This window comes from Pseudorhodoferax sp. Leaf265, from assembly GCF_001422365.1.
In the GTDB taxonomy this organism is placed as follows: Bacteria; Pseudomonadota; Gammaproteobacteria; order Burkholderiales; family Burkholderiaceae_C; genus Pseudorhodoferax.
The window spans coordinates 199,577-221,315 of record NZ_LMMT01000039.1 but is presented as its reverse complement, the minus strand read 5'-3'; the positions used below and the strand labels follow the sequence as shown (position 1 = coordinate 221,315).

Genomic DNA, 21,739 nt, shown 5'->3' with positions numbered 1-21,739 from the left:
GCACCAACCCATCCCGACCACGCCATGAACCAGCTCCACCGCACCGCGGCATCCCTTGTCATCGCCACCCTCGCCTGCGCGGCCGCGGCCCAGGGCACGCCCCCAACCAGCACCTTCGACAAGATCAAGGCCACCGGCGCCGTGGTGCTCGGTGTGCGGGAAGCCTCCGCACCCATGGCCTACGCGCTCGGCGCCAACGAGAAGTTCGTCGGCTACCACGTCGAGCTGTGCGAATACGTGCTCAAGGAGATCGCACCCGGCGCAAGGCTCGACTACAAGGTGCTGACCGCGCAGAACACCATGTCGCTGGTGCAGAACGGCACGGTGGACATCGGCTGCGGCCCCACCACCAACAACCTCACGCGCCAGCAGCAGGTGGCGTTCGGGTTGACGAGCTATGTGAGCCAGGTGCGCATGGCGGTGCGGGCCGATTCGGGCATCACCTCGTTCGAACAACTGGCCGGGCGCAACGTGGCGGCGTCGACCGGCACGACGGCCGTGCAGCTGCTGCGCGGCTACGCCAAGACGAAGAACATCGAGATCCCGACCGTGCTGGGCAAGGACCACTTCGACAGCTTCCTGATGCTGGAATCCGGGCGGGCCGACGCCTTCGTGCTCGACGACAACCTGCTCGCCGGCCTGATCGCCAACGGCCGCAATCCCACGGGCTTTCGCATCGTCGGCGAAGCGCTGGCGTCCGAGCCCATCGCGCTGCTGTTCCGCAAGGACGACCCGGCGTTCAAGAAGGCGGTGGACGATGCACTGCGCAAGTACATGGTGTCGGGCGAGGCGGCCAAGCTCTACGCCAAGTGGTTCATGTCGCCGATCCCGCCGAAGAATGCCAACCTGAACCTCGCCATGAGCGAGACGCTGCAGCAGCTCTTCCGCGAGCCCAACGACAAGCCACTGGAGTCCTACAACAAGTAGTCAGCGCGCGAGCACCGGCGCCAGGGCCTTGCCCGTCGCCGTGCCCAGGCGCACCAGTTCTTCCGGCGGCGCCGCGCCGACGATGCGGCCGCCGCCGTCACCGCCCTCCGGCCCCAGGTCCAGCACCCAGTCGGCCTCGGCGATCAGGTCCAGGTCGTGCTCGATCACCACGACGCTGTGCCCGCCGTCGACCAGTCGGTGCAGCACGCGGATCAGCTTCTCCACGTCGGCCATGTGCAGGCCGACCGTGGGCTCGTCGAGCACGTAGAGCGTGTGCGGCGCCTTCTGGCCGCGGCGACCCACGTCGTCACGCACCTTGCTGAGCTCGGTCACGAGCTTGATGCGCTGCGCCTCGCCGCCTGAGAGCGTGGGCGATGGCTGGCCCAGCGTGAGGTAGCCCAGGCCCACGTCCTTCAGCAACTGCAGCGGGTGCGCGATGTTGGGCATGCTGGCGAAGAACTCCACCGCCTCGTCCACCTCCATCTGCAGCACCTCGCCCACGCTCTTGCCGCGCCAGCTCACGGCCAGCGTCTCGGGGTTGAAGCGTGCGCCGCGGCAGCTTTCGCAGGGCACCTTCACGTCGGGCAGGAAGCTCATCGCGATGGTGCGGATGCCCTGGCCTTCGCAGGTCGGGCAGCGGCCCTCGCCGGTGTTGAACGAGAAGCGGCCGGGGCCGTAGCCGCGCGCCTTGGCCTCCAGCGTCTCGGCGAACAGCTTGCGGATGGTGTCCCAGAAGCCGATGTAGGTAGCAGGGCAGCTGCGCGGGGTCTTGCCGATGGGCGTCTGGTCCACTTCGAGCACGCGGTCGATCTGCTCGTAGCCGCGCACCTCGTCGCAGCCGGTCCAGCTGGCGCCGTGCAGCGTGAGCGCCGCGAGGCCGGCCTGGGTGGACTTCTGCGCCACCACGGTCTGCACGTTGGACAGCAGCACGTCGCGCGCGAGCGTGGACTTGCCCGAGCCGCTGACGCCGGTCACGACGACCAGGCGCTTGAGCGGCACCTCGGCATCGACGTTCTGCAGGTTGTGCTCGCGCGCGCCGCGTACCGACAACCAACTGGTGCCTGGCGCGGTGCCACGGCGGGCCTTGAGCGGGTGGCGCATCGCATCGCGCAGATAGCGTCCCGTCACCGAGTCCTCGGTATTCGCCAGATCCTGCGCATTGCCCTGGGCCACGAGGCGGCCGCCACGCTTGCCGGCACCGGGGCCGATGTCGATCAGATGGTCGGCACGGCGGATGGTGTCCTCGTCGTGCTCGACAACGACCAGCGTGTTGCCCTTGTCGCCGAGCTTGTGCAGCGCATTGAGCAGGATGTGGTTGTCGCGCGCGTGCAGGCCGATGGTCGGCTCGTCCAGGATGTAGCAGACGCCCTGCAGGTTGCTGCCCAGCTGCGCGGCCAGGCGGATGCGCTGGGCCTCGCCACCCGACAGCGTGGGCGCGCCGCGGTCCAGCGTCAGGTAGCCCAGGCCCACCTCTTCGAGGAACTCCAGGCGGCTCGCGATCTCGGGCAGCAGGTCGCGCGCGATGTCGGCCTCGCGTGCCGACAGGCGGCCGGCGGCCAGCAGGGCCTGGACCCAGCTGCGCACATCGCGCACCGACATGCGCGCGATGTCGGAGATCGCGCGGCCATCGAAGCGCACTGCGCGCGCCGTGGGGTTGAGCCGTGTGCCGGCGCAGGCCGGGCAGGCGTGCTCGCCCACGTCTTCGGCCTCGGGTTCGGCGAAGGTCTGTTCGCGGCCCTTGTTGTCGTCGTCACGCACGGAGTCGTCGTAGACGGCGCGTTGCTCCCGGGTCAGCTTGACGCCCGTGCCCACGCAGTCGGGGCACCAGCCGTGCTTGCTGTTGTAGGAGAACAGGCGCGGGTCGAGCTCGGCGTACGAGGTCGCGCAGACCGGGCAGGCACGCTTGGCCGAGAACACCAGCAGCTCGCCGATGTGGGCGGTGGGTTGGGCGTCGGCCAGGGCCACGCGCAGACCGTCGAGCTGGCTCAGCACGTGGACCACGCCCTTGCCGTGCTCGAGCGCCTGGGCCAGTGCCTCGCGCAGCCGGGCTTCGTTGGCGGGCGTCACGTCCAGGCTGGCCACGGGCAGCTCGATCGTGTGTTCCTTGAAGCGGTCGATGCGCGGGAACCCCGTGGTCGGCAGGAAGTTGCCGTCCACGCGCAGGTGCGTGTAGCCGCGCGGGCGCGCCCAGTCGGCCAGCTCGGTATAGACGCCCTTGCGGTTCATCACCAGCGGCGCCAGCAGGCCGATGTGCTGGTCGCGGAACTGGCGCAGCAGCTGGGCGGCGATGCTGTCGGGCGTCTGCGGCTGCACCGGCGCGTCGTCGTTGACGCAGTGCTGGATGCCCAGCTTGACGTACAGCAGGCGCAGGAAGTGCCAGACCTCGGTGGTGGTGCCCACCGTGGACTTGCGGCCGCCACGCGACAGGCGCTGCTCGATGGCGACCGTCGGCGGGATGCCGTAGACCGCGTCGACCTCGGGCCGTCCTGCTGGCTGCACGATGCTGCGCGCATAGGCGTTCAGCGATTCGAGGTAGCGGCGCTGGCCTTCGTTGAACAGGATGTCGAAGGCCAGCGTGGACTTGCCCGAGCCGCTGACGCCCGTGACCACGTTGAAGCTGCCGCGCGGGATCTTCACCGACAGCGACTTGAGGTTGTGCTCCTTGGCGTTGACGATCTCGATGGCCTCAGGCGCGGTCGCCGCGTAGCGTGGCGCCGGCTCGTGCACCGCCAGTGCCTGGCCCGGCTGCATGGCCTTTTCGTAGTCGCGCAGCGCGGCGCCCGTGTGCGAGCTTGGATGTTCACGCACCTGCTCGGGCGTGCCCGTGGCCACCACCAGGCCGCCGCCGTCGCCGCCCTCGGGACCCATGTCGATGAGCCAGTCGCTGGCGCGGATCACGTCGAGGTTGTGCTCGATCACGACCAGCGAGTGGCCCGCGTCGAGCAGCTTGCGCAGCGCGCGCATGAGCTTGGCGATGTCGTCGAAGTGCAGGCCCGTGGTCGGCTCGTCGAACAGGAACAGCGTGCCCTTGCGCGCCAGGCTCTGGCGCGAGGATGCCGTGCTCTTGGCCGCCTCCGCCAGGAAACCCGCGAGCTTGAGCCGCTGCGACTCGCCGCCCGACAACGTGGGCACGGGCTGGCCCAGCTTCACGTATTCCAGGCCCACGTCGACGATGGGCTGCAGCGCGCGCACCACCTCGCGGTCGCGCTCGAACACCAGCACGGCCTCGGAGACGGTCAGGTCCAGCACGTCGGCCACGCTGAAGCTGCGGTGCCTGGCGTTGGCCACGTCGCGGCGCTCGATGTGCACCTCGAGGATCTCGGGCCGGTAGCGCTTGCCGTCGCAGTCCGGGCAGCGCAGGTAGACGTCCGAGAGGAACTGCATCTCCACATGCTCGAAGCCCGAGCCGCCGCAGGTCGGGCAGCGCCCGTCGCCGCTGTTGAAGCTGAACTTGGACGCGGTGTAGCCACGCTGGCGTGCCAGCGGCGCGTCGGCGAACAGCGCACGGATGGCGTCCCATGCGCCCACGTAGCTGGCCGGGTTGGAGCGCGCGGTCTTGCCGATGGGCGACTGGTCCACGTAGACCACGTCGGCCAGGTGGTCGGCGCCGAGCAGGCGGTCGTGCAGGCCCGGTGATTCGGTGGCGCGGCCGAAGTGGCGCACCAGCGCGGGCGCCAGCACGTCCTGGATCAGCGTGGACTTGCCCGAGCCGCTGACGCCGGTCACGCAGACCAGGCGCTGCAGGGGGATGTCGACCGTCACATTGCGCAGGTTGTGCTCGCGCGCGCCTTCGAGGATCAGGCGCGGCGTGTTGTCGCCCACAGCGCGGCGCTGGCCGAGGCCGATCTGCTTGTGCCCGCCCAGGTACTGGCCGGTCAGCGTGTCGGCATGGCGCAGCTGGGCCGTGGTTCCGTCGAACACAATCTGGCCGCCGCGCTCGCCCGGGCCGGGGCCCATGTCGATCATGCGGTCGGCCGCGAACATCACGGCCGGGTCGTGCTCGACCACGACCAGCGTGTTGCCGGCGTCACGCAAGCGGTGCATGGCCTCGATGATGCGGTGCATGTCACGCGGGTGCAGGCCGATGCTGGGCTCGTCCAGCACGAACAGGGTGTTGACCAGCGAGGTGCCCAGCGCGGTCGTGAGGTTGATGCGCTGCACCTCGCCGCCAGACAGCGTGCGGCTCTGGCGGTCCAGCGTCAGGTAGCCGATGCCCACGTCGCACAGGTAGCGCAGCCGCGTGGTGATCTCCTCGAACAGCAGGCGCAGGGCCTGGGCTTCGCCCTGGTCGGCCGCCTGCGTGTTGGAGGATAGCCGGTCGAAGAAGCGGCGCAGCCGCTCGATCGGCAGCAGCATGAGGTCGTGCAGGGTCAGGCCCGGCAGCGCCTCGAGTTGTGCGCGCGACCATTGCACGCCCTGCGGCAGAAAGCGCTTGGCAGGTTCGAGCACGGCGTCCGCATCGTACTTGCTGCCCAGGCGCCAGAGCAGGCTCTCGGTCTTGAGCCGCGCGCCGCCGCAGGTCTCGCACGGCGTGTAGCTGCGGTACTTGGACAGCAAGACGCGGATGTGCATCTTGTAGGCCTTGCTCTCCAGGTACTCGAAGAAGCGCTTGACGCCGAACCAGTGCTGGTTCCACTTGCCGTTCCAGTTCGGCGAGCCGTGGATGACCCAGTGCTTCTGCTCGGCCGTGAGCTGCTTGTACGGCGTGTCGCGCGGGATGCCGGCGGCCTCGGCATGGCGCATGAGGTCGTCCTGGGCCTCCTGCCAGGCAGGGGTCTGCATGGGTTTGATGGCGCCGGCCCGCAGTGTCATCTTGTCGTTCGGGATGACCAGGTCGTAGTCCACACCGATCACCCTGCCGAAGCCGCGGCACGCCTCGCAGGCACCGACCGGCGAGTTGAACGAGAACATGGACGGGATCGGGTCCGCATACCGCAGGTCGCTGTCGGGGCAGTGCAGGCCAGTGGAGAAGCGCCAGATCTCAGGCGCGACCTCGGCATCCGCCGCGAGCGCGTAGACGTTGAGCCGACCGGCGCCACGCTTGAGCGCGGTCTCGATGGCCTCGACCGCGCGCACGCGCTCGGTGCCGGCCAGGCGGAAGCGATCGGCCACCACGTCCAGCAGCTTGCGCGGACCCGCCGGCGTGGCCACCTCGCGCTCGGCCTGGACGCGCGTGAAGCCGCTGGCCGACAGCCACTCGGCCACCTGCTCGGCCGAAGTGCCGGCCGGCAGCTCGACCGGGAAGGTCAGCACCAACCGCGGATCACCCTGCTCCGCCGCGCGCTGCTGCAGCTGCGCGTAGATGCTGTCGGGTGAATCGTGGCGCACGGGCTGCGCCGTGACCTTGTCGAACAGGTGGCCAGCGCGTGCGAACAGGAGCTTCAGGTGGTCGTTGAGCTCGGTCATCGTGCCGACCGTGGAGCGCGAGGAGCGCACCGGGTTGGTCTGGTCGATGGCGATGGCTGGCGGCACGCCTTCCACCTTGTCCACGGCCGGTTTGTCCATGCGGTCCAGGAACTGGCGCGCGTAAGCCGAGAAGGTCTCGACATAGCGGCGCTGGCCTTCGGCGTAGAGCGTGTCGAACACCAGGCTGGACTTGCCCGAGCCGCTGGGGCCGGTCACCACCGTCAACTCGCCGGTGCGGATGTCGAGGTCCAGGTTCTTGAGGTTGTGCTGGCGCGCGCCACGGATGGCGATGGTTCCCTGGGACATGGCGTATTGGAGGGTGGCAGACGTGGAGGGCGGGGGATTGTAGGAAGGCGTTTTGATCCGTGCTTGAAAGCGTGCAAATGTTCACAAAGACCGTCCGGGTCTTCCGAAAGACTGGTCTGCAACGCCTCGCAGCAGTGCGCAGCGTCGACTTATTCACAAGTCGATTTCACAGAAGTTTCCACAATTCACTGCATACAAACCAACCCCTACTAGGTACTGAACATGAGCAAATCCACCCTTCGCTTGCAGCTGTCCAAGATCGCCCTGCTGTGCGCAGGCGTGGCGCTGTCGTCGGCCGCTGCTGCGACCACCGTCACGCTGAATCCGCTCATCACCGGCGCTGCGCCGACCGGCAGCGTGGCCGGTGGCCTCGCCGGCACTTGGTACAAAGTGCAGAACGATGCGCGCTTCAGCAACCAGGTCTACACCGACGAAACCGGCACGACTCAGGCCATCGGCGCCTACAGCTGGGGTACAGGCATCTGGTCCACGGGTGACATCCCGGGCATCGTCTCGGGCAGCAATCCCTACGTGACCAAGACCGCCACCAGCACGGGCCAGGTCAGCTACGCCAACAACATCTACAACAACACCCAGGCCAGCGGCGCCTACGGTGTCTGGGGTGAGGACTACCAGCGTGCGCTGGCCCCCATCGTCGGCGGCGCGAACGGCTGCCCGCTGCAAACGGAGGCCCAGAGCCTGGCGCACTGCGGCGGCGAGTTCAACTATGCGGCCGTGTTCTCCGGCTACCTCTACGTGGGTGCGGCAGGTGTTTACGATTTCGGCGTGTTCGCCGATGATGGCTTCACCTTCACGTTGACCGGCCTGAACGCCAGCCTTGGCATGGCGCATGAAACCCTGGCGGGCAGCAGCGGGCGTGGCTTGTACGAACTGCTGGCCATGAACGGCATCGACGAGTTGTACCTGGAACAAGGCTACTACGGCATCGACATGACCTACTTCAACCGCCTGGAAGCCGGCGTGATCGACCTGGGCTGGCGCGGCCCCGGCGCCACCGCCTGGACGAGCATCGACGAAGGCAACCTGTACAACCAGGTGCCGGAACCTACCTCGGTGGCGCTGTTCAGCGCCGCCTTGCTGGGGCTGTGGGGCATTCGCCGGCGCGGCCTGTCGGCCGCGCGGTCGGCCGCATGAGCCGGGCGCCCAGCCAGCGCCACGCCCGCTCACGCCTGCAGGTTTGCCTCGCAGCACTGTTGCTGGCCAGCTGCGCACTGCCCGGTTGGGCGGCTGATCGCTACGGACAGGCCATCGCCCAAGCGCGCGCCGGCCAGTACGACAGCGCCCTGGCCACGCTGCAGGATCTGCTGGCGCAGAACCCGCGCCGTCTCGATGTGCGGCACGACCTGATCGCCGTGCAAAGCTGGGCCGAACGGCACGAAGAGGCCATGGCCAGCAGCCGATCGCTGCGTCTGGGCGCCTCCACGCCGGACTACGTGCTGGCCGCCATCGGCAAGTCGGCTTTGAGCCGCAACGACGGTGCGCGCGCAGCCCAGGCCTATGGGCTGCTGGCGCAACGCCGCCCGCGCAGCGCCGATGCCGCACTGGGGGCGGGCCTGGCGCTGCTGGCCGACGGCAAGCCGGCTCAGGCAGACGCGCAGTTGCGTCGCACGCTGGTGCTGGCACGGCAGGATGTGCCCATGTTGCAGTCGGCCTTCGCAGCCCTGCAGGCGCGCGGCGAAGACCAGCGCGCCCGGCCCTTCGGCGAACGCCTGTTGGCCCTGGGCGCGCAGCCACCTGTCGTGGCCGCGCCTGCTCCGGCGGCCTCACCGGCAGCGCCCGCGCCTGTGGCAGCTGCCACACCGGCTCCCGTTCCCGCGCCGACGCTGGCCGACGCGCAGGCCACCAACGGCCGCCACATCCGTGAAGCCATCGAGGTGCTGGACCGCGACTTCACGCCGGCGCGCTACGCGCCCATCGACGCCGCCCTGGCCGAGAACACCAGACTCATCGACGAAGCCCGCCGGCAAGGCGCCAACGACGTAGTGCTGCGCCTGCGCCGCGACCGGACTGTTGCGCTGCGGCAGCGCGGCCAGGCGGGAGAAGCCCTCGCGCAGTTCCGAGAACTCGAGGCCGAGGGCGCTCAGCCCAGCTATGTCGTGCTGGCCGCGGCAGATGCACAACTGCAACTGCGCCAACCGGCAGAAGCGCGCGCGCTGTACCGTCGCGTACTGCAGCAGGAGCCGACCAACGCCGCAGCCCGCTCCGGCATGATCTTTGCCGAGGTCGAGGCCGAAAACTTCCCCGCCGCCGAAGCCGTGTCGCAGGACCAGCTCCGTGACAGCGGTGCCAGCGTCTCTGCGCGCCGGACCGACATCATGCTGATGCGCTTCGCCGACCGCCTGAACGAAGCCGAGGCGGCGCTGAACGCCCTGCAGGTCGAACTGCCAAACGACGCTGGCCTGTGGCTCGACCAGGGCGAACTGCTGGCGCGGCGCGGCCTGCCCCGCGCAGCCGCGGAACGCTTCCAGGCCGTGCTGAACGGATCGCCCGACAACATCCGCGCGCGCGTGGGCATGGCCGAAGCCATCTGGGGCCAAGGCGACATCGCCCAGGCCCGCACGGCCATCGAAGACCTGCAACGCAGCGCCCCCGAACACCCTGCCGTGCAGCGCCTGGTCCGCGCCTGGGAACGCAGCAAGCGCCCGCTGCTCGTCAGCGGCGCCACGCGCGGCCTGGGCCAGGGCCATGTGGCCGGCAACAACGATCTGGTTTGGGAATCCACGCTGTACAGCGGCATGTTCGGTGATGGCCAGCGCGTCTACGCCAACCACCATCTGGCGCGCGCCAGCTTCGACGACAACTCGGCCAAGCACGAGCGGATCGGCATGGGCATCGAGATCACGCGACGCGACTGGCAGGCCAGCATGGAAGTGGGCCGGGACCTGCGCAACGGCGACGACGCCTACTGGGCCATCAGCGGCAGCCACCAGTTCGGCGACCATTTCTCGGTGCGTGCCCGGCACGACAGCCAGACCAACGACTTCCCGCTCAAGGGCCGCATGCCTGACGCGGAGAACTACCTGAACGCGCCGCGCTACCTGCATGCCAGCAAGAGCCTGGTCGGCGCGGCCTACCAGTGGAACGAGTCGCGCCGCGTCGCGGCCGACCTCGCCTACTACGACTTCAACGACGGCAACCGCCGCAAGTCGCTCGCCGTCAGCTGGACCGAGCGGCTCTACAGCGGCTACGGCAAGACGCTGGACCTGCAGCCGGCCTTCTACGCGAGTGCCAACACGCTGCGCGACGCGATCTACTTCAATCCGGCGCGTGACATGGCACTGTCGGTCACGCTGGCCGGCGACTGGCTGACCTGGCGGCGCTACGACAAGAGCTTCAACCAGCGCGCCGCCATCACCATCGGCAGCTACAAGCAGTTCAGCGATGTGCACGCCCCGGGCGGCGGCTGGATGCGCGAAGACTACGGCTGGAATTTCTTTCACGACCTGCGCTACGAGCACGAGTGGAACATCGGCCCCGACTTCTCGACCCGCTACGGCATCGGCACGCGCCGCTTCCCGTACGACGGTGTCTACGAGACCAAGGGCTACATCTACCTGCACGCCACCTGGCGCTTCTGAGTCACAGGAGAAACCGCATGGACTTCGACCTGGGCCGCAGCATCGGCTGGCTGTTCGACTTCACCTTCTACTACCCGCTGTTCATGTCCTATGTGTGGATGTGCGGCGGCCTGTATTACTACTTCCACTACGAGCGCAAGGACCCGGCCTTCGACCAGCCGCCGCCGCTGCCCTCCTACCCGCCGGTCAGCGTGTTCGTGCCCTGCCACAACGAGGCGGCCAACCTGCACGAGACCGTGGCGGCCCTGCGCGCACTGAACTACCCGGAGTTCGAGATCCTGCTGATCGACGACGGCAGCACCGACGCCACGCCGGCCCTGATCGACCGCTATGCGCGTGAGGACAGCCGCATCCGCGCGATCCACCTGGCCGCCAACCAGGGCAAGGCCGTGGGGCTCAACACGGCCGCCGCGCTGGCCCGCTACGACTACTTCCTGTGCATCGACGGCGACTCCATCGTCGACCCCCACTGCCTGCGCTGGATGATGCGCCAACTGCTGTCCAGCCCGCGTGTGGGCGCTGTCAGCGGCAATCCGCGCATCCGCACGCGCTCCACGTTGCTGGGCCGCATCCAGGTTGGCGAGTTCTCGTCCATCATCGGCCTCATCAAGCGCGCCCAGCGCACCTATGGCAAGGTGTTCACGGTGTCCGGCGTGATGGTGTGCTTCCGCCGCGCGGCGCTGCACGATGCCGGCTACTGGAACCCAGATGCGCTGACCGAGGACATCGACATCAGCTGGCGCCTGCAACTGCGCCACTGGGACGTGCGCTTCGAACCGGCCGCGCTGTGCTGGATCCTGATGCCCGAGACCTTCCGTGGCCTGTGGCGCCAGCGCCTGCGCTGGTCCATGGGTGGCACGCAGGTGCTGTTCGGCCGGCGCGCCGTGTTCGGCCAGTGGCGGCACCGCCGCATGGTCCCGGTCTACATCGAGTACTTCACGAGCGTGCTGTGGGCCTACACCATGGCCGCTGTGATCCTGCTCTGGATCGCGGGCCTGTTCGTGCAGATCCCTGCGCCCTGGCATGTCGACACGCTGATCCCGGGTTGGCACGGCGTCGTGATCGGCACCACCTGCCTGCTGCAGTTCGCCGTGTCCATGTTCCTGGACCGCCGCTACGAGCAGGGCCTGGGCCGCAACTACTACTGGATGATCTGGTATCCGCTGGCATTCTGGATCCTCAACGTCTTCACCACCCTGGTGGCCGTGCCACGCGTGATCCTGCGCGGCAGCAAGCGCGCCACCTGGGTCAGCCCGGACCGTGGCATCCGGGCCCAACCATGATCAGGGAGTGAGATATGAGCAGTCTTTCCGTCGAACTGGGCCAGCGCCCTACCAACCCGCTCATCATCGAGCGTCCGGACCTGCAGAGCGGCAACCAGCGCGCGGTCTTCGGCGTGCTGACGGCGCTGTTCTGGCTGCTGTGGGTGGTGCTGTGGCTGCCCCTCATCACAGTCTTCGGCTGGGTCTTCTTCGGCTACCAGTTCAAGTTCCACATGATCGACATGGAAGGCTACGCGGGCTTCCTCGGCGTGCTCGGCATGTACGCCGTGGTCATCTTGCTGCTGGGGGGGGGCCTGATGGCCTGGGCCAAGTACAACCACCTGCGCTTTCGTGGCGTGGACCGACGCAAGGGCTTCGCGGCCCCGACGCCAGCCGACCTGGCAGCCATCCACGGCCGCCTGCCCGAAGAGGTCACGCAGTGGCAGCAAATGAACATCGTCACGGTGCACCACGACGACGAAGGGCGCATCGCGCGCGTGGAATGACAAAGGCCCGGGTGATCCGGGCCTTTTCATTGGGGGCGCTGGGCGCCGCTCAATCGTTGGCGTAGATGTCGTTGTCCTTGGTTTCCTTGACGAACAAGGTGCCGATGACGAGCGTGACAGCCGCGATGATGATGGGGTACCACAGGCCGTTGTACATGTTGCCGGTCTGCGCCACGATGGCCAGCGCGGTGGCCGGCAGCAGGCCGCCGAACCAGCCGTTGCCGATGTGGTACGGCAGGCTCATCGAGGTGTAGCGGATGCGGGTCGGGAACATCTCGACCAGCATGGCGGCGATCGGGCCGTAGACCATGGTCACGAGGATCACCAGGTAGACCAGGATCACGATGGTCATGAAGGTGTTCATCTTGGCCGGATCGGCCTTGGCCGGGTAGCCCGCGGCCTTGAGGTCGTCGGCCACGGCCTTCTTGAGCGCCGAGTCCTTGGCCTTGAGCTCGTCGGCCGCCAGTCCCGTCGCGTTGTAGCTCGTGATGACCTGCTCGCCGATCTTGATGGTCGCCGGCGCGCCGGCCGGGCCGGCGACGTTCTCGTAGCTGACCGAGCTGGCCGACAGCACCTGCTTGGCGATGTCGCAGGAGCTCGTGAACTTGGACGTGCCGGTGGGGTTGAACTGGAACGAGCATTCCTTGGGGTCGGCCGTCACGATCACCTGGTTCTTGGCCTGGGCCGCGGCGAGGTCGGGGTTGACGGCCTTCGTCAGCGCGTTGAACACCGGGAAGTAGGTCAGCACGGCCAGCAGGCAACCCGCCATGATGATGGGCTTGCGGCCGATCCGGTCCGACAGGCTGCCGAAGATCACGAAGAAGGGCGTGGCGATGATCAGTGCGACCGCGATCAGGATGTTGGCCGTGGCGCCATCGAGCTTGAGCGCACCGGTCAGGAAGAACAGCGCGTAGAACTGGCCCGTGTACCAGACCACGGCCTGGCCAGCGGTCAGACCGATCAGCGCCAGGATCACGATCTTGAGGTTGCGCCATTGGCCGAAGGACTCGGACAGCGGCGCCTTGGAGACCTTGCCCTCGGACTTCATCTTGAGGAAGGCCGGCGATTCGTTCATGGACAGCCGGATGTAGACCGACACGCCCAACAGCAGGATGGAGACCAGGAACGGGATGCGCCAGCCCCATTCGGCAAACGCTGTCTCGCCGATGGCGGTGCGCACGCCCAGGATCACGAGCAGCGACAGGAACAGGCCCAGCGTGGCCGTGGTCTGGATCCACGAGGTGTAGAAGCCGCGCTTGCCCGGTGGCGCATGTTCGGCCACGTAGGTGGCGGCGCCACCGTACTCGCCGCCCAGCGCCAGGCCTTGCAGCATGCGCAGGACGATCAGGATGATGGGCGCCGCCACGCCGATGCTCGCGTAGCCGGGCAAGAGGCCGACGATGAAGGTCGACAGGCCCATCAGGAGGATGGTCACGAGGAAGGTGTACTTGCGCCCGATCATGTCGCCCAGGCGTCCGAACACCAGTGCGCCGAACGGCCGCACGATGAAGCCGGCCGCGAAGGCCAGCAGCGAGAAGATGGTCCGGGAAGCGGGGTCCAGCGCCGAGAAGAACTGGTTGCCGATGATCACGGCCAGGGTGCCATAGAGGTAGAAGTCGTACCACTCGAACACCGTGCCGATGGACGAGGCGAGGATGACCTTGCGCTCCTCCTTGGTCATGGGGCGGCTGGCTGCGACCGGCTTGCCCCCTTGCATTGTGGCTGCCATTGCGTTGTCTCCTGTTGTAGCCGGCCCCGGGACGGGGCCTGGCCGCATTCTTGGAGTGCGCACTGACCCATCTCTGACACCGGGCCAACGCATTCTTACAACTCAGGTACTAACCCGCAGACCCCATTTCAGGATGTGGGTTGTCCGACCTCAATGGCTGAACATGCGCCGGTGCAGCTGCCGCAACGACCACCAGACCGAGCCGGCCACGAGCGGAATCGCGAGCGCCGCCGTGCTCTCGGCCGACCAGGGCCAACCCAGTTTCTGCGCCCCCTTGGCCAGGTAGCTGACCAGGCCGACGATGTAATAGGTGATCGCGGCCACCGACAGGCCCTCGACCGTGGACTGCAGCTTGAGCTGCAGGTCCTGGCGCGTGTTCATGGTCGCCAGCAGGGCCTGGCTGCTCTGCTGCTGCTCGATCTCCACGCGCGTGCGCAGCAGATTGCTGATGCGTGAGACACGCTGCGACAGCGCGTCCTGCCGGCGCGCCGCCCACTCGCAGGTCTTGCGTGCGGGCGTCAGCCGCCGGTCCATGAACTCGGCAATCGTCTGCAGGCCGGCGCGGCGCACCTCGGCGATGTCGGCGATGCGGCTGTCCATGAGCTCGAAGTAGGCGCTGCTGGCCGAGAAGCGCGAATGCGTGGCCGCGTGCTGGCTCTCGACCTGCCCGGCCAACCGTGTCAGGCGGTCCAGCAACGCCGGCTCGGCGTCACGGTCGGCACTGCGGATGGCCTCGGCCAGTGCCGCGAGTTCGCCCTCGGCGCTGGCCAGCACGGCGCTGGCGCGGCGTGCCGCAGGCAGGCCCAGCATGGCGACCATGCGGTAGGTCTCGATCTCCAGCAGCCGCTGCACGAGCCGACCCAGCCGGCGCGTGGACAGGCTGCCCACGCGCAGCAGCATGCGCGAGGCGCCGTCCGCGTGGATCGTGAAGTCGGTGTAGACCTCGGCCAGCCCGCCCGCCACGCTGGAGCCGACCTGCGGGTCCTCGTGCAGCCAGTGGCGCGCCAGCGCCTCGACCTCGCCATCGCGCGCGGACAGCACCCACAGGTTCAGTTGCGACAGGCATTGCCCTGGCAACGCGGCCAGCCAGTCCTGCGGCACCTCGGCGGCGGCGCTGTCGGCCACGCGCTCGGCCGCCGGCGGGGTCGCCATGGGCAGCATGAAGGTCCAGGTCACGAACTCGGTGTGCAGCTCCCAGCGCAGGCGCAACGGTCCCAGGCTCGCGCGCAGGTGCGTGGTGTGGTCGTCGGGCAGCGGCTGGTGGTGGTCGCGCAGCAAGGCCGCCAGGTGGGCGCGGCTTGCGGCGCGGCCATCGGCGTCGGCCAGCATGACCACGTGGGTGATGGCCAACGGCGTCGCCAGGGCCTCGGGCGGCCGGGCATGGACTTCGTTGTGCAACAGCGCCCGGTCGGGGTGCTGGTGGAGCGCGGTGGAGGGCTGCATCGTGGCGCGATTCTGCCCGCGCCGGGCGACCGGACTACGGCTGGCGGTCGAGCGCCGAGGGCCGCCGGGGTGCGTCGTCCCAGGCGCTGGTCGCGAACCAGGCACCGCCTTCGAGGTAGGCGCGCAGCATGGGCAGCGCGTCCAGGCCCCAGAACGCGCGACCGTCCACCACCAGCGCAGGCACGCCGAACACGCCGGCCGTCGTGGCGGCCTCGGTGTTGGCACGCAACTGGGTCTTCACCGCCTCGCCGGCCGGATCGCGCGGCGGCGCCAGTGTAGCCGCCAGCTGCTGCAGCCGCTCCGGCGCGTTGGCGTCGGCACCACCGCGCCAGACATGGCGGAACACGGTCTCGCAGACATAGCGGTTGGGCTGCGGGCCGGCGCCGCAGGCCAGTGCCAGCCGAAGCAGTGGCAAGGGCGGAAAGGGATGCTCGGCCGGCAGGTCCATGGGCACGCCATGCTGGTGCGCGAGCCACAGCACCTGGCGGTAGATGAAGGCGCGCTTGGCCGGAATCTCGGCCGGGCCGCGCAGGCCATGCGCGCGCAGCAAGGCGCCCAGCAGCACGGGCTTGTACTGCACCTGGTAGCCCAGGCCTTGCAAAGCCACGGGCAGCGTCTCGAACGCCAGGTACGCGTAGGGCGAGACGAAGTCCAGGTAGAAGTCGATCTGCTTCATGCGACAGCCTCGCTTGCGCGTTCCAGCACCAGGCGCCATACGGCACGGCGCGCGGCATCGTCCATGCGCGACCAGCCCGCGATCTCCTCGAGCCGGCGCAGGCAGCCCTCGCACAGGCCGTCGGCCCCCATGCGGCAAACCGAGACGCAGGGCGAACCTACATCGCCGGCCGCGGCCAGCATGCGCGGGCCGCGCCGCAGCAGCGCCTGGGCGGGTGTCACGGCGTTTGCACCACGTCGGCCACGGGGGCGCCGGTCAGCGCCTCCAGGTCCTGCGGGCGCAGCTTGAACACGCCATGCGGGTGGCCGGCCGCAGCCCAGATCTCCTCGAAGCGAAACAGCTCACGGTCGATCAGCGTGACCGGCGGCGTGGTGTGCGCGAGCGGCGCCACGCCGCCGATGGAGAAACCGGTCCGGCTCTTGACGAACTCGGCGTCGGCGCGGCCGGTCCTGCCGACCAGCGCATCGACTTTTTTCTCGTCCACACGCCGGTCGCCCGAGGTCACGACCAGCACGGCCGCGTCGTCGCTCTTGCGCCGAAAGATGATGCTCTTGGCGATCTGCCCGACCGCGATGCCCAGCGCATCGGCTGCCTGCTGGGCCGTGCGCGCGGCATCGTCCAGCATGCGCGGCGCATGCGGATGCGCCTTGTCCTGCAATGCGCGCGCCACGCGCTGCACGCCCTCGGGCAGTGCCGTCAATTCAGCTCCACACACGCTTGGATCCCTCAGTTCGAAACACGTTTGACCAGGAACAGGCTGGCGCCCATGGCCATCAGCACGCCGCCGAACACGCGGTTCTGCGACCGTCGCGCCCGCGCGCTGCGCAACAGGCGCTGCAGACGCGAGGCCAGCCAGGCGTAGCCGTGCATGACGACCATGTCGACCGCGACCGTGGTGGCCAGCAACACCAGCAGCTGCAGCCACAGCGGCCGCGCCGGATCGATGAACTGCGGCAGCACGGCCACCATGAACACGATGCCCTTGGGGTTGGTCATGTTGGTCAGCGCGCCGCGCAGCACGCGCTGGCGCACCGACAGCGCGGCCTCGCCCGCCACCATGCCGGTGGCCGCATCGGCGTCTACAGGCGCGCGCCACTGACGCCAGCCCAGCCACAGCAGGTAGCCCGCGCCCAGCACCTTGACCACCGTGAACGCCACGGCCGAGGCCATCAGCACGGCACCGATGCCGGCCCCGGCGACGAGCAGCACCACGGCCAGCCCGATCTGCAGACCGACGATGGTGGGCGTGGTGCTGCGCACGCCGTACGAGAGCCCGTGGCTCATGCTCAGCACCGCCCCCGAGCCCGGCGACAGGGCGATGACCCAGGCCGCCACAAAGTAAGCCAGCCAGACATGCCATTCCATCGTCTTCTCTCCGTTCAGCCGCAGCGCTTGGTGCGGATGGCCTTGGACACGCGCGAGTGCGGCTCGCGGCCCAGCACCTCGCTGATGTAGACGCCGGCGTCGATGAGCTTGTCGAGGTCGATGCCGGTTTCGATGCCCATGCCGTGCAGCAGATAGACCACGTCCTCGGTCGCCACGTTGCCGGTGGCGCCCTTGGCATAAGGGCAACCGCCCAGGCCGGCCACCGAGGACTGGAAGTTCCAGACCCCCATCTCCAGGCTGGCCAGCGTGTTCGACAGGGCCTGGCCGTAGGTGTCGTGGAAGTGGCCCGAGATGGCGTCGATGCCGTAATGCGCCAGCGTCGCCTCGATGGCGCGCCGCACCTTGACCGGCGTGCCCACACCGATGGTGTCGGCCACGTCCACGCGCTGCACGCCGATGCCCTTCATGAGAGAGGCCAGGTACCCCACCTTTTCGGGTGCGATCTCGCCCTCGTAGGGGCAGCCTACCGTGCACGACATGGCGCCGCGCACGGCGATGCCCCTGGCCAGAGCGGCATCCACCACGGGCGCGAAGCGTTCGATGCTCTCGGCGATCGAGCAGTTGATGTTCTTCTGGCTGAAGGCCTCGCTGGCGGCGCCGAAGACCACGATCTCGTCGGGCCACTCTTCGCGCGGCGCGGCGATGGCGGCCTCCAAGCCCTTGAGGTTGGGCGTCAGCACCGAATAGCGCACGCCGCTCTGGCGCTGGATGCCGTGCATGACCTGCGCGTTGTCGCCCATCTGCGGCACCCACTTGGGGCTGACGAAGCTCGTCACCTCGATCTCGCGCAGACCGGCCTCCTGCAGGCGCTGCACGAGACCGATCTTGGCCTCTGCCGGCACCGGCTGCTTCTCGTTCTGCAGGCCGTCGCGCGGGCCAACGTCGATGATGTTCACGCGGGTGGGGAGCGTCATGGTCTGTCTCTTGAGGTTGCTGCGGGCAAGCCCGCAAGCCTAGCGCATCGCGCGGCACCTCGTCGGCCAACCGGGTATCGGATCGTGCCAGCCTGTCGCCACGCCACCTATGATCGCCCGATGACCACAGACCGAGCCGGCGCCCTGCGACGCGCCCTGCAACTGCAGCCCCACCCCGAAGGTGGCGACTTCCGCGAGTGGTTCCGCTCGGCCGCGAACATACAGCCCGGCGACGGCCGCCCGTCCCGCAGCGCACTGACCAGCATCGACTTCCTGCTCGAGCGCGGCCAGTTCTCGGCCTGGCACCGCGTGGCGTCCGACGAGGCCTGGCACCTGCTCGAAGGCGGGCCGCTGCGGCTGTGGCTGCTGCCGCCGGACCTGTCGCGCCTCATGCACGTGGACCTCGCGCCCGTGGACGACGCCGGCCACACGCCGCGCCACGTGGTGCCGGCGCACTGGTGGCAAGCCGCCGAGCCGCTCGGTGCCTTCGCTTATGTAGGGGCGACCGTGGGGCCGGGCTTCGACTTCGCCGATTTCAGCTTCGGCCGCGACGACGCGGCCCTCGGCACCGCCTTGCAGCAGCAGCCTGGCGGGCTGGCCCGGCTGCTCTGACGCTCAGTACCCGCGCTCCGGATCCACCACACCGGCCACGGCCTCGCCACGCGCCAGCGCCGTGATCTTGCCGGCGATCTGCGCGATCGACTCGCGCCGCAGCGTGCGCGCCGAGCCGTGCGGCGTGATGCTGATCTTGGGGTGTTGCCAGAACGGATGCGCGGCCGGCAGCGGCTCGGTCTCGAACACATCCAGCGTCGCGCCGGCCAGCTTGCCGCTGTCGAGCAAGGGGATCAGGTCGTCTTCGACCAAATGGCCGCCACGCGCGATGTTGATGAGGTAGCCGCCCGGCTGCAGCGCCGACAGCGTGGTCTTGTTCAGGATGCCGCGCGTGGCGTCGGTCAGCGGCAGCAGGTTGACCAGCACGCGCGTGCCGACCAGGAAGTCGCCCAGCCGCGCCTCGCCGGCGAAGGTGCGCACGCCCTCGATTTCCTTGCGCGAACGGCTCCAGCCCAACACCGGAAACTCGAACTGCGCCACGGCCTTGGCCACACGCTCGCCCAGCACGCCGAGGCCCAGGATGCCGACCGGGAAGTCGGCGCGCTCACGCGGCTTGCGGTAGACCCAGCGGCCGGCCCGCGCCTCGGCCTCGTAGACGTCGAACTCGCGGAAATGCCGGATCAGCGCGTGGCAGACGTACTCGGCCATCTGCACCGACATGCCGGCATCGTCGAGCCGCACGATGCGCGTGCCGGCCGGAATGCGCAACTGCATGAGTGCGTCCACGCCCGCGCCGATGTTGAACAGCCCCCGCAGCTTGGGCTGCGCGTCGATGAAGGACTGCGGCGGCGCCCAGACCACCGCGTAGTCGGCCGCCGGCTGGCCCGGCTCCCAGGCCAGGACCTCGGCCTCGGGCAGCGCCTGTTGCAGGCCATGGACCCAGGGCTCGGGCTTCTCGGGGAGGCAGACGGTGATGCGCATCGGGTTCGAACCTTCGGTGAAAAAGGTCCGATGCTAACTACGCCGCCAGCTTGAGCAGCTCCGCCCCCTCGGACACCTGGTCGCCCGGCGCGTAGAGCAGTTCGGCCACGGTACCGTCGGCCGGCGCGGCGATGGTGTGCTCCATCTTCATCGCCTCCATCACCGCCAGGGCCTGGCCCTTGGCAACCTTGTCGCCGGCCTTGACCGAGAACGACACCACCTTGCCCGGCATCGGCGCCGTGAGCCGACCGCCTTCGGACTGGTGTTCGCCGGCATGGGCCAGCGCATCGACCAGCAGCACCTGCGTGGCGCCCTGCGGCGCGAACAGGTACACGTTCTCGCCCTGGCGCACGCAGGCCAGCACCAGGCGCCGGCCTGCGAATTGCAGGTCGATGCGACCGTCTGCGCGCGTGCTGGAGGCCAGCACGCCGGTGGTCTCGCCCACGCGCAGCTGCAGCGCGCCGTCGTGCAGCACGCGCAACTCGGCCGCGCCTTCCTCGCCACGGAAGACGTAGTCGATGCGCCGCAGCATGGGCGTGTAGGCACGCCAGCCATCGCGCCGGCTCCAGGGGTCGACCCAGCTGCCGGCGGCGGGTGCAGCCGCCGCCTGCTCGGCCTGCAGCAGCTGCGCCACGGCGCCCGCCACGGCCAGGTCGCGCCCCAGCGGTTCCTGGTTGAACAACACGGCCTGCTCGCGCTGGATCAGCGCGGTGTCCAGGTCGGCCTGGGCGAACGAGCGGCTGGCCAGCACATGGCGCAGGAACTGCACGTTGTTCTGCACGCCGACCACGCGCATGGCGGCCAGCGCCTGGTCCAGCCGCGCCAGCGCCTCTTCGCGGGTCTCGCCGTGCACGATGAGCTTGGCGATCATGGAGTCGTAGAACGGCGAAATCGCATCGCCCTCGCGCACGCCGGAGTCCACGCGCACGGGGCCGCGCTCGAAGCGCACGCAGTCGGGCAGCTGGTAGGCGTGCAGCGTGCCCGTGGCGGGCAGGAACTGCTTGTCGGGGTTCTCGGCGCAGATGCGCGCCTCGATCGCATGGCCCTGGATGCGCAGCTGGTCCTGGCGCAGCGGCAGCGGCTCGCCACCGGCCACGCGCAACTGCCATTCCACGAGGTCCAGGCCCGTGATGGCCTCGGTCACCGGGTGCTCCACCTGCAGCCGCGTGTTCATCTCCATGAAGAAGAAATTCATCGTGCCGTCCGGCCGCTGCTCGACGATGAACTCCACCGTGCCGGCGCCCACGTATCCGACAGCACGCGCCGCGGCCACGGCGGCCTCGCCCATCTGCTGGCGCATGGCGGGCGGCATGCCGGGCGCTGGCGCCTCCTCCAGCACCTTTTGGTGGCGGCGCTGCACGGAGCAGTCGCGCTCGAACAGGTACACCACGTTGCCTTGCGTGTCGCCGAACACCTGGATCTCGATGTGGCGCGGGCGCTGCACGTACTTCTCGACCAGCACCGCGTCGTCGCCGAAGCTGTTGATGGCCTCGCGCTTGCACGAGGCCAGCGCCGCGGCAAAGTCCTCCGCCTTGTCGACCGCGCGCATGCCCTTGCCGCCGCCGCCCGCGCTGGCCTTGATCAGCACGGGGTAGCCGATGCGGTCGGCCTCGCGCGCCAGCAGGGCCGCGTCCTGTTCACTGCCGTGGTAGCCCGGCACCAACGGCACGCCGGCCTTCTCCATGAGCTGCTTGGACTCGGCCTTCAAGCCCATGGCCTGGATCGCCGAGGCCGGCGGGCCGATGAAGACCAGGCCGGCGGCGGCGCAGGCCTGGGCGAACTCTTCGTTCTCGCTCAGGAAGCCGTAGCCCGGATGGATGGCCTGCGCGCCCGTGGCCTTGGCGGCCTCGAGGATGCGCTCCCAGCGCAGGTAGCTGTCCTTGGGCGCGCTGCCGCCGATGTGCACGGCCTCGTCGCAGGCCTGCACATGCTGGGCGTTGGCATCGGCGTCGGAGTAGACGGCGACGGTCTGCACGCCCATGCGGCGGGCCGTGGCAGCCACGCGGCAAGCGATCTCTCCACGGTTGGCGATCAGGATTTTCTTGAACATGT

Annotated in this window: 16 protein-coding genes; 6 read left to right on the top strand and 10 right to left on the bottom strand. The window is 68.9% G+C overall.

The genetic code is table 11. From position 1 onward, the window contains the following. Window positions 1–24: 24 nt before the first annotated feature. Entirely contained in the window at window positions 25–927 is a 903-nt protein-coding gene (locus tag ASF45_RS29950; protein ID WP_082551357.1) for a transporter substrate-binding domain-containing protein, read from the top strand. On the opposite strand, the gene uvrA is transcribed toward ASF45_RS29950, so the two are convergent. Beyond that, window positions 928–6,639, bottom strand: a complete 5,712-nt coding sequence (uvrA, locus tag ASF45_RS29945; protein WP_056672342.1) for an excinuclease ABC subunit UvrA — start codon at window positions 6,637–6,639, stop codon at window positions 928–930. A gap of 222 nt (window positions 6,640–6,861) precedes the next feature. Here uvrA and ASF45_RS29940 point away from each other — a divergent pair, with 222 nt between their 5' ends. From ASF45_RS29940 to pgaD, 4 genes are read left to right on the top strand one after another with little or no spacing between them, the layout of a single operon-like run. Then, complete coding sequence (locus ASF45_RS29940; protein ID WP_082551356.1) at window positions 6,862–7,794, top strand: PEP-CTERM sorting domain-containing protein; 933 nt, start codon at window positions 6,862–6,864, stop codon at window positions 7,792–7,794. Beyond that, entirely contained in the window at window positions 7,791–10,238 is a 2,448-nt protein-coding gene (gene pgaA, locus ASF45_RS29935; RefSeq protein WP_156473242.1) for a poly-beta-1,6 N-acetyl-D-glucosamine export porin PgaA, read from the top strand. Before ASF45_RS29940 ends, pgaA begins: the two co-directional genes overlap by 4 nt. A gap of 17 nt (window positions 10,239–10,255) precedes the next feature. Continuing rightward, the gene (pgaC, locus tag ASF45_RS29930; protein ID WP_056672336.1) at window positions 10,256–11,521 is read left to right on the top strand and encodes a poly-beta-1,6-N-acetyl-D-glucosamine synthase; all 1,266 of its coding nucleotides are present in this window, start codon (window positions 10,256–10,258) and stop codon (window positions 11,519–11,521) included. A gap of 14 nt (window positions 11,522–11,535) precedes the next feature. Continuing rightward, window positions 11,536–12,006 (top strand): poly-beta-1,6-N-acetyl-D-glucosamine biosynthesis protein PgaD, encoded by a 471-nt coding sequence (gene pgaD, locus ASF45_RS29925; protein ID WP_056672333.1) that lies wholly within the window; start codon window positions 11,536–11,538, stop codon window positions 12,004–12,006. A gap of 49 nt (window positions 12,007–12,055) precedes the next feature. Here the strand turns inward: pgaD and ASF45_RS29920 are convergent, their stop codons facing one another. The 7 genes from ASF45_RS29920 to ASF45_RS29890 all read right to left on the bottom strand — a co-directional run bounded on the left by ASF45_RS29920 (window position 12,056) and on the right by ASF45_RS29890 (window position 18,154). Next, window positions 12,056–13,735, bottom strand: a complete 1,680-nt coding sequence (locus ASF45_RS29920; protein ID WP_056672331.1) for an MFS transporter — start codon at window positions 13,733–13,735, stop codon at window positions 12,056–12,058. Window positions 13,736–13,885: 150 nt separating this feature from the next. Further along, window positions 13,886–15,178 (bottom strand): DUF3422 family protein, encoded by a 1,293-nt coding sequence (locus ASF45_RS29915; RefSeq protein ID WP_056672329.1) that lies wholly within the window; start codon window positions 15,176–15,178, stop codon window positions 13,886–13,888. 34 nt (window positions 15,179–15,212) lie between these two features. Continuing rightward, window positions 15,213–15,854: a 2-hydroxychromene-2-carboxylate isomerase gene (locus tag ASF45_RS29910; RefSeq protein ID WP_056672327.1), complete on the bottom strand. Its 642-nt coding sequence runs from the start codon at window positions 15,852–15,854 to the stop codon at window positions 15,213–15,215. Further along, on the bottom strand, window positions 15,851–16,075 hold the full coding sequence (locus tag ASF45_RS29905) for a DUF1289 domain-containing protein (protein ID WP_369802191.1): 225 nt from the start codon (window positions 16,073–16,075) through the stop codon (window positions 15,851–15,853). Before ASF45_RS29905 ends, ASF45_RS29910 begins: the two co-directional genes overlap by 4 nt. Then, window positions 16,072–16,569 carry a YbaK/EbsC family protein gene (locus ASF45_RS29900; protein WP_056672325.1) on the bottom strand — a complete coding sequence of 166 codons (498 nt, stop codon included), beginning with the start codon at window positions 16,567–16,569 and terminating at the stop codon, window positions 16,072–16,074. The genes ASF45_RS29905 and ASF45_RS29900 overlap by 4 nt, the downstream gene beginning before the upstream one ends. A gap of 11 nt (window positions 16,570–16,580) precedes the next feature. Next, complete coding sequence (locus tag ASF45_RS29895; RefSeq protein ID WP_056672322.1) at window positions 16,581–17,219, bottom strand: LysE family transporter; 639 nt, start codon at window positions 17,217–17,219, stop codon at window positions 16,581–16,583. A gap of 14 nt (window positions 17,220–17,233) precedes the next feature. Continuing rightward, entirely contained in the window at window positions 17,234–18,154 is a 921-nt protein-coding gene (locus tag ASF45_RS29890) for a hydroxymethylglutaryl-CoA lyase (RefSeq protein WP_056672320.1), read from the bottom strand. A 120-nt stretch (window positions 18,155–18,274) separates the two neighbouring features. On the opposite strand from ASF45_RS29890, the gene ASF45_RS29885 reads away from it, so the two are divergent. Continuing rightward, entirely contained in the window at window positions 18,275–18,766 is a 492-nt protein-coding gene (locus ASF45_RS29885) for a cupin domain-containing protein (protein WP_056672318.1), read from the top strand. Between the two features lie 3 nt (window positions 18,767–18,769). Here ASF45_RS29885 and ASF45_RS29880 read toward each other — a convergent pair whose 3' ends face one another. Then, on the bottom strand, window positions 18,770–19,687 hold the full coding sequence (locus ASF45_RS29880) for a glyoxylate/hydroxypyruvate reductase A (protein ID WP_056672316.1): 918 nt from the start codon (window positions 19,685–19,687) through the stop codon (window positions 18,770–18,772). Between the two features lie 37 nt (window positions 19,688–19,724). Continuing rightward, a complete protein-coding gene (locus ASF45_RS29875) occupies window positions 19,725–21,737 on the bottom strand; it encodes an acetyl/propionyl/methylcrotonyl-CoA carboxylase subunit alpha (protein ID WP_056672315.1) in 2,013 nt (670 codons plus the stop codon). Window positions 21,738–21,739: the final 2 nt, after the last annotated feature.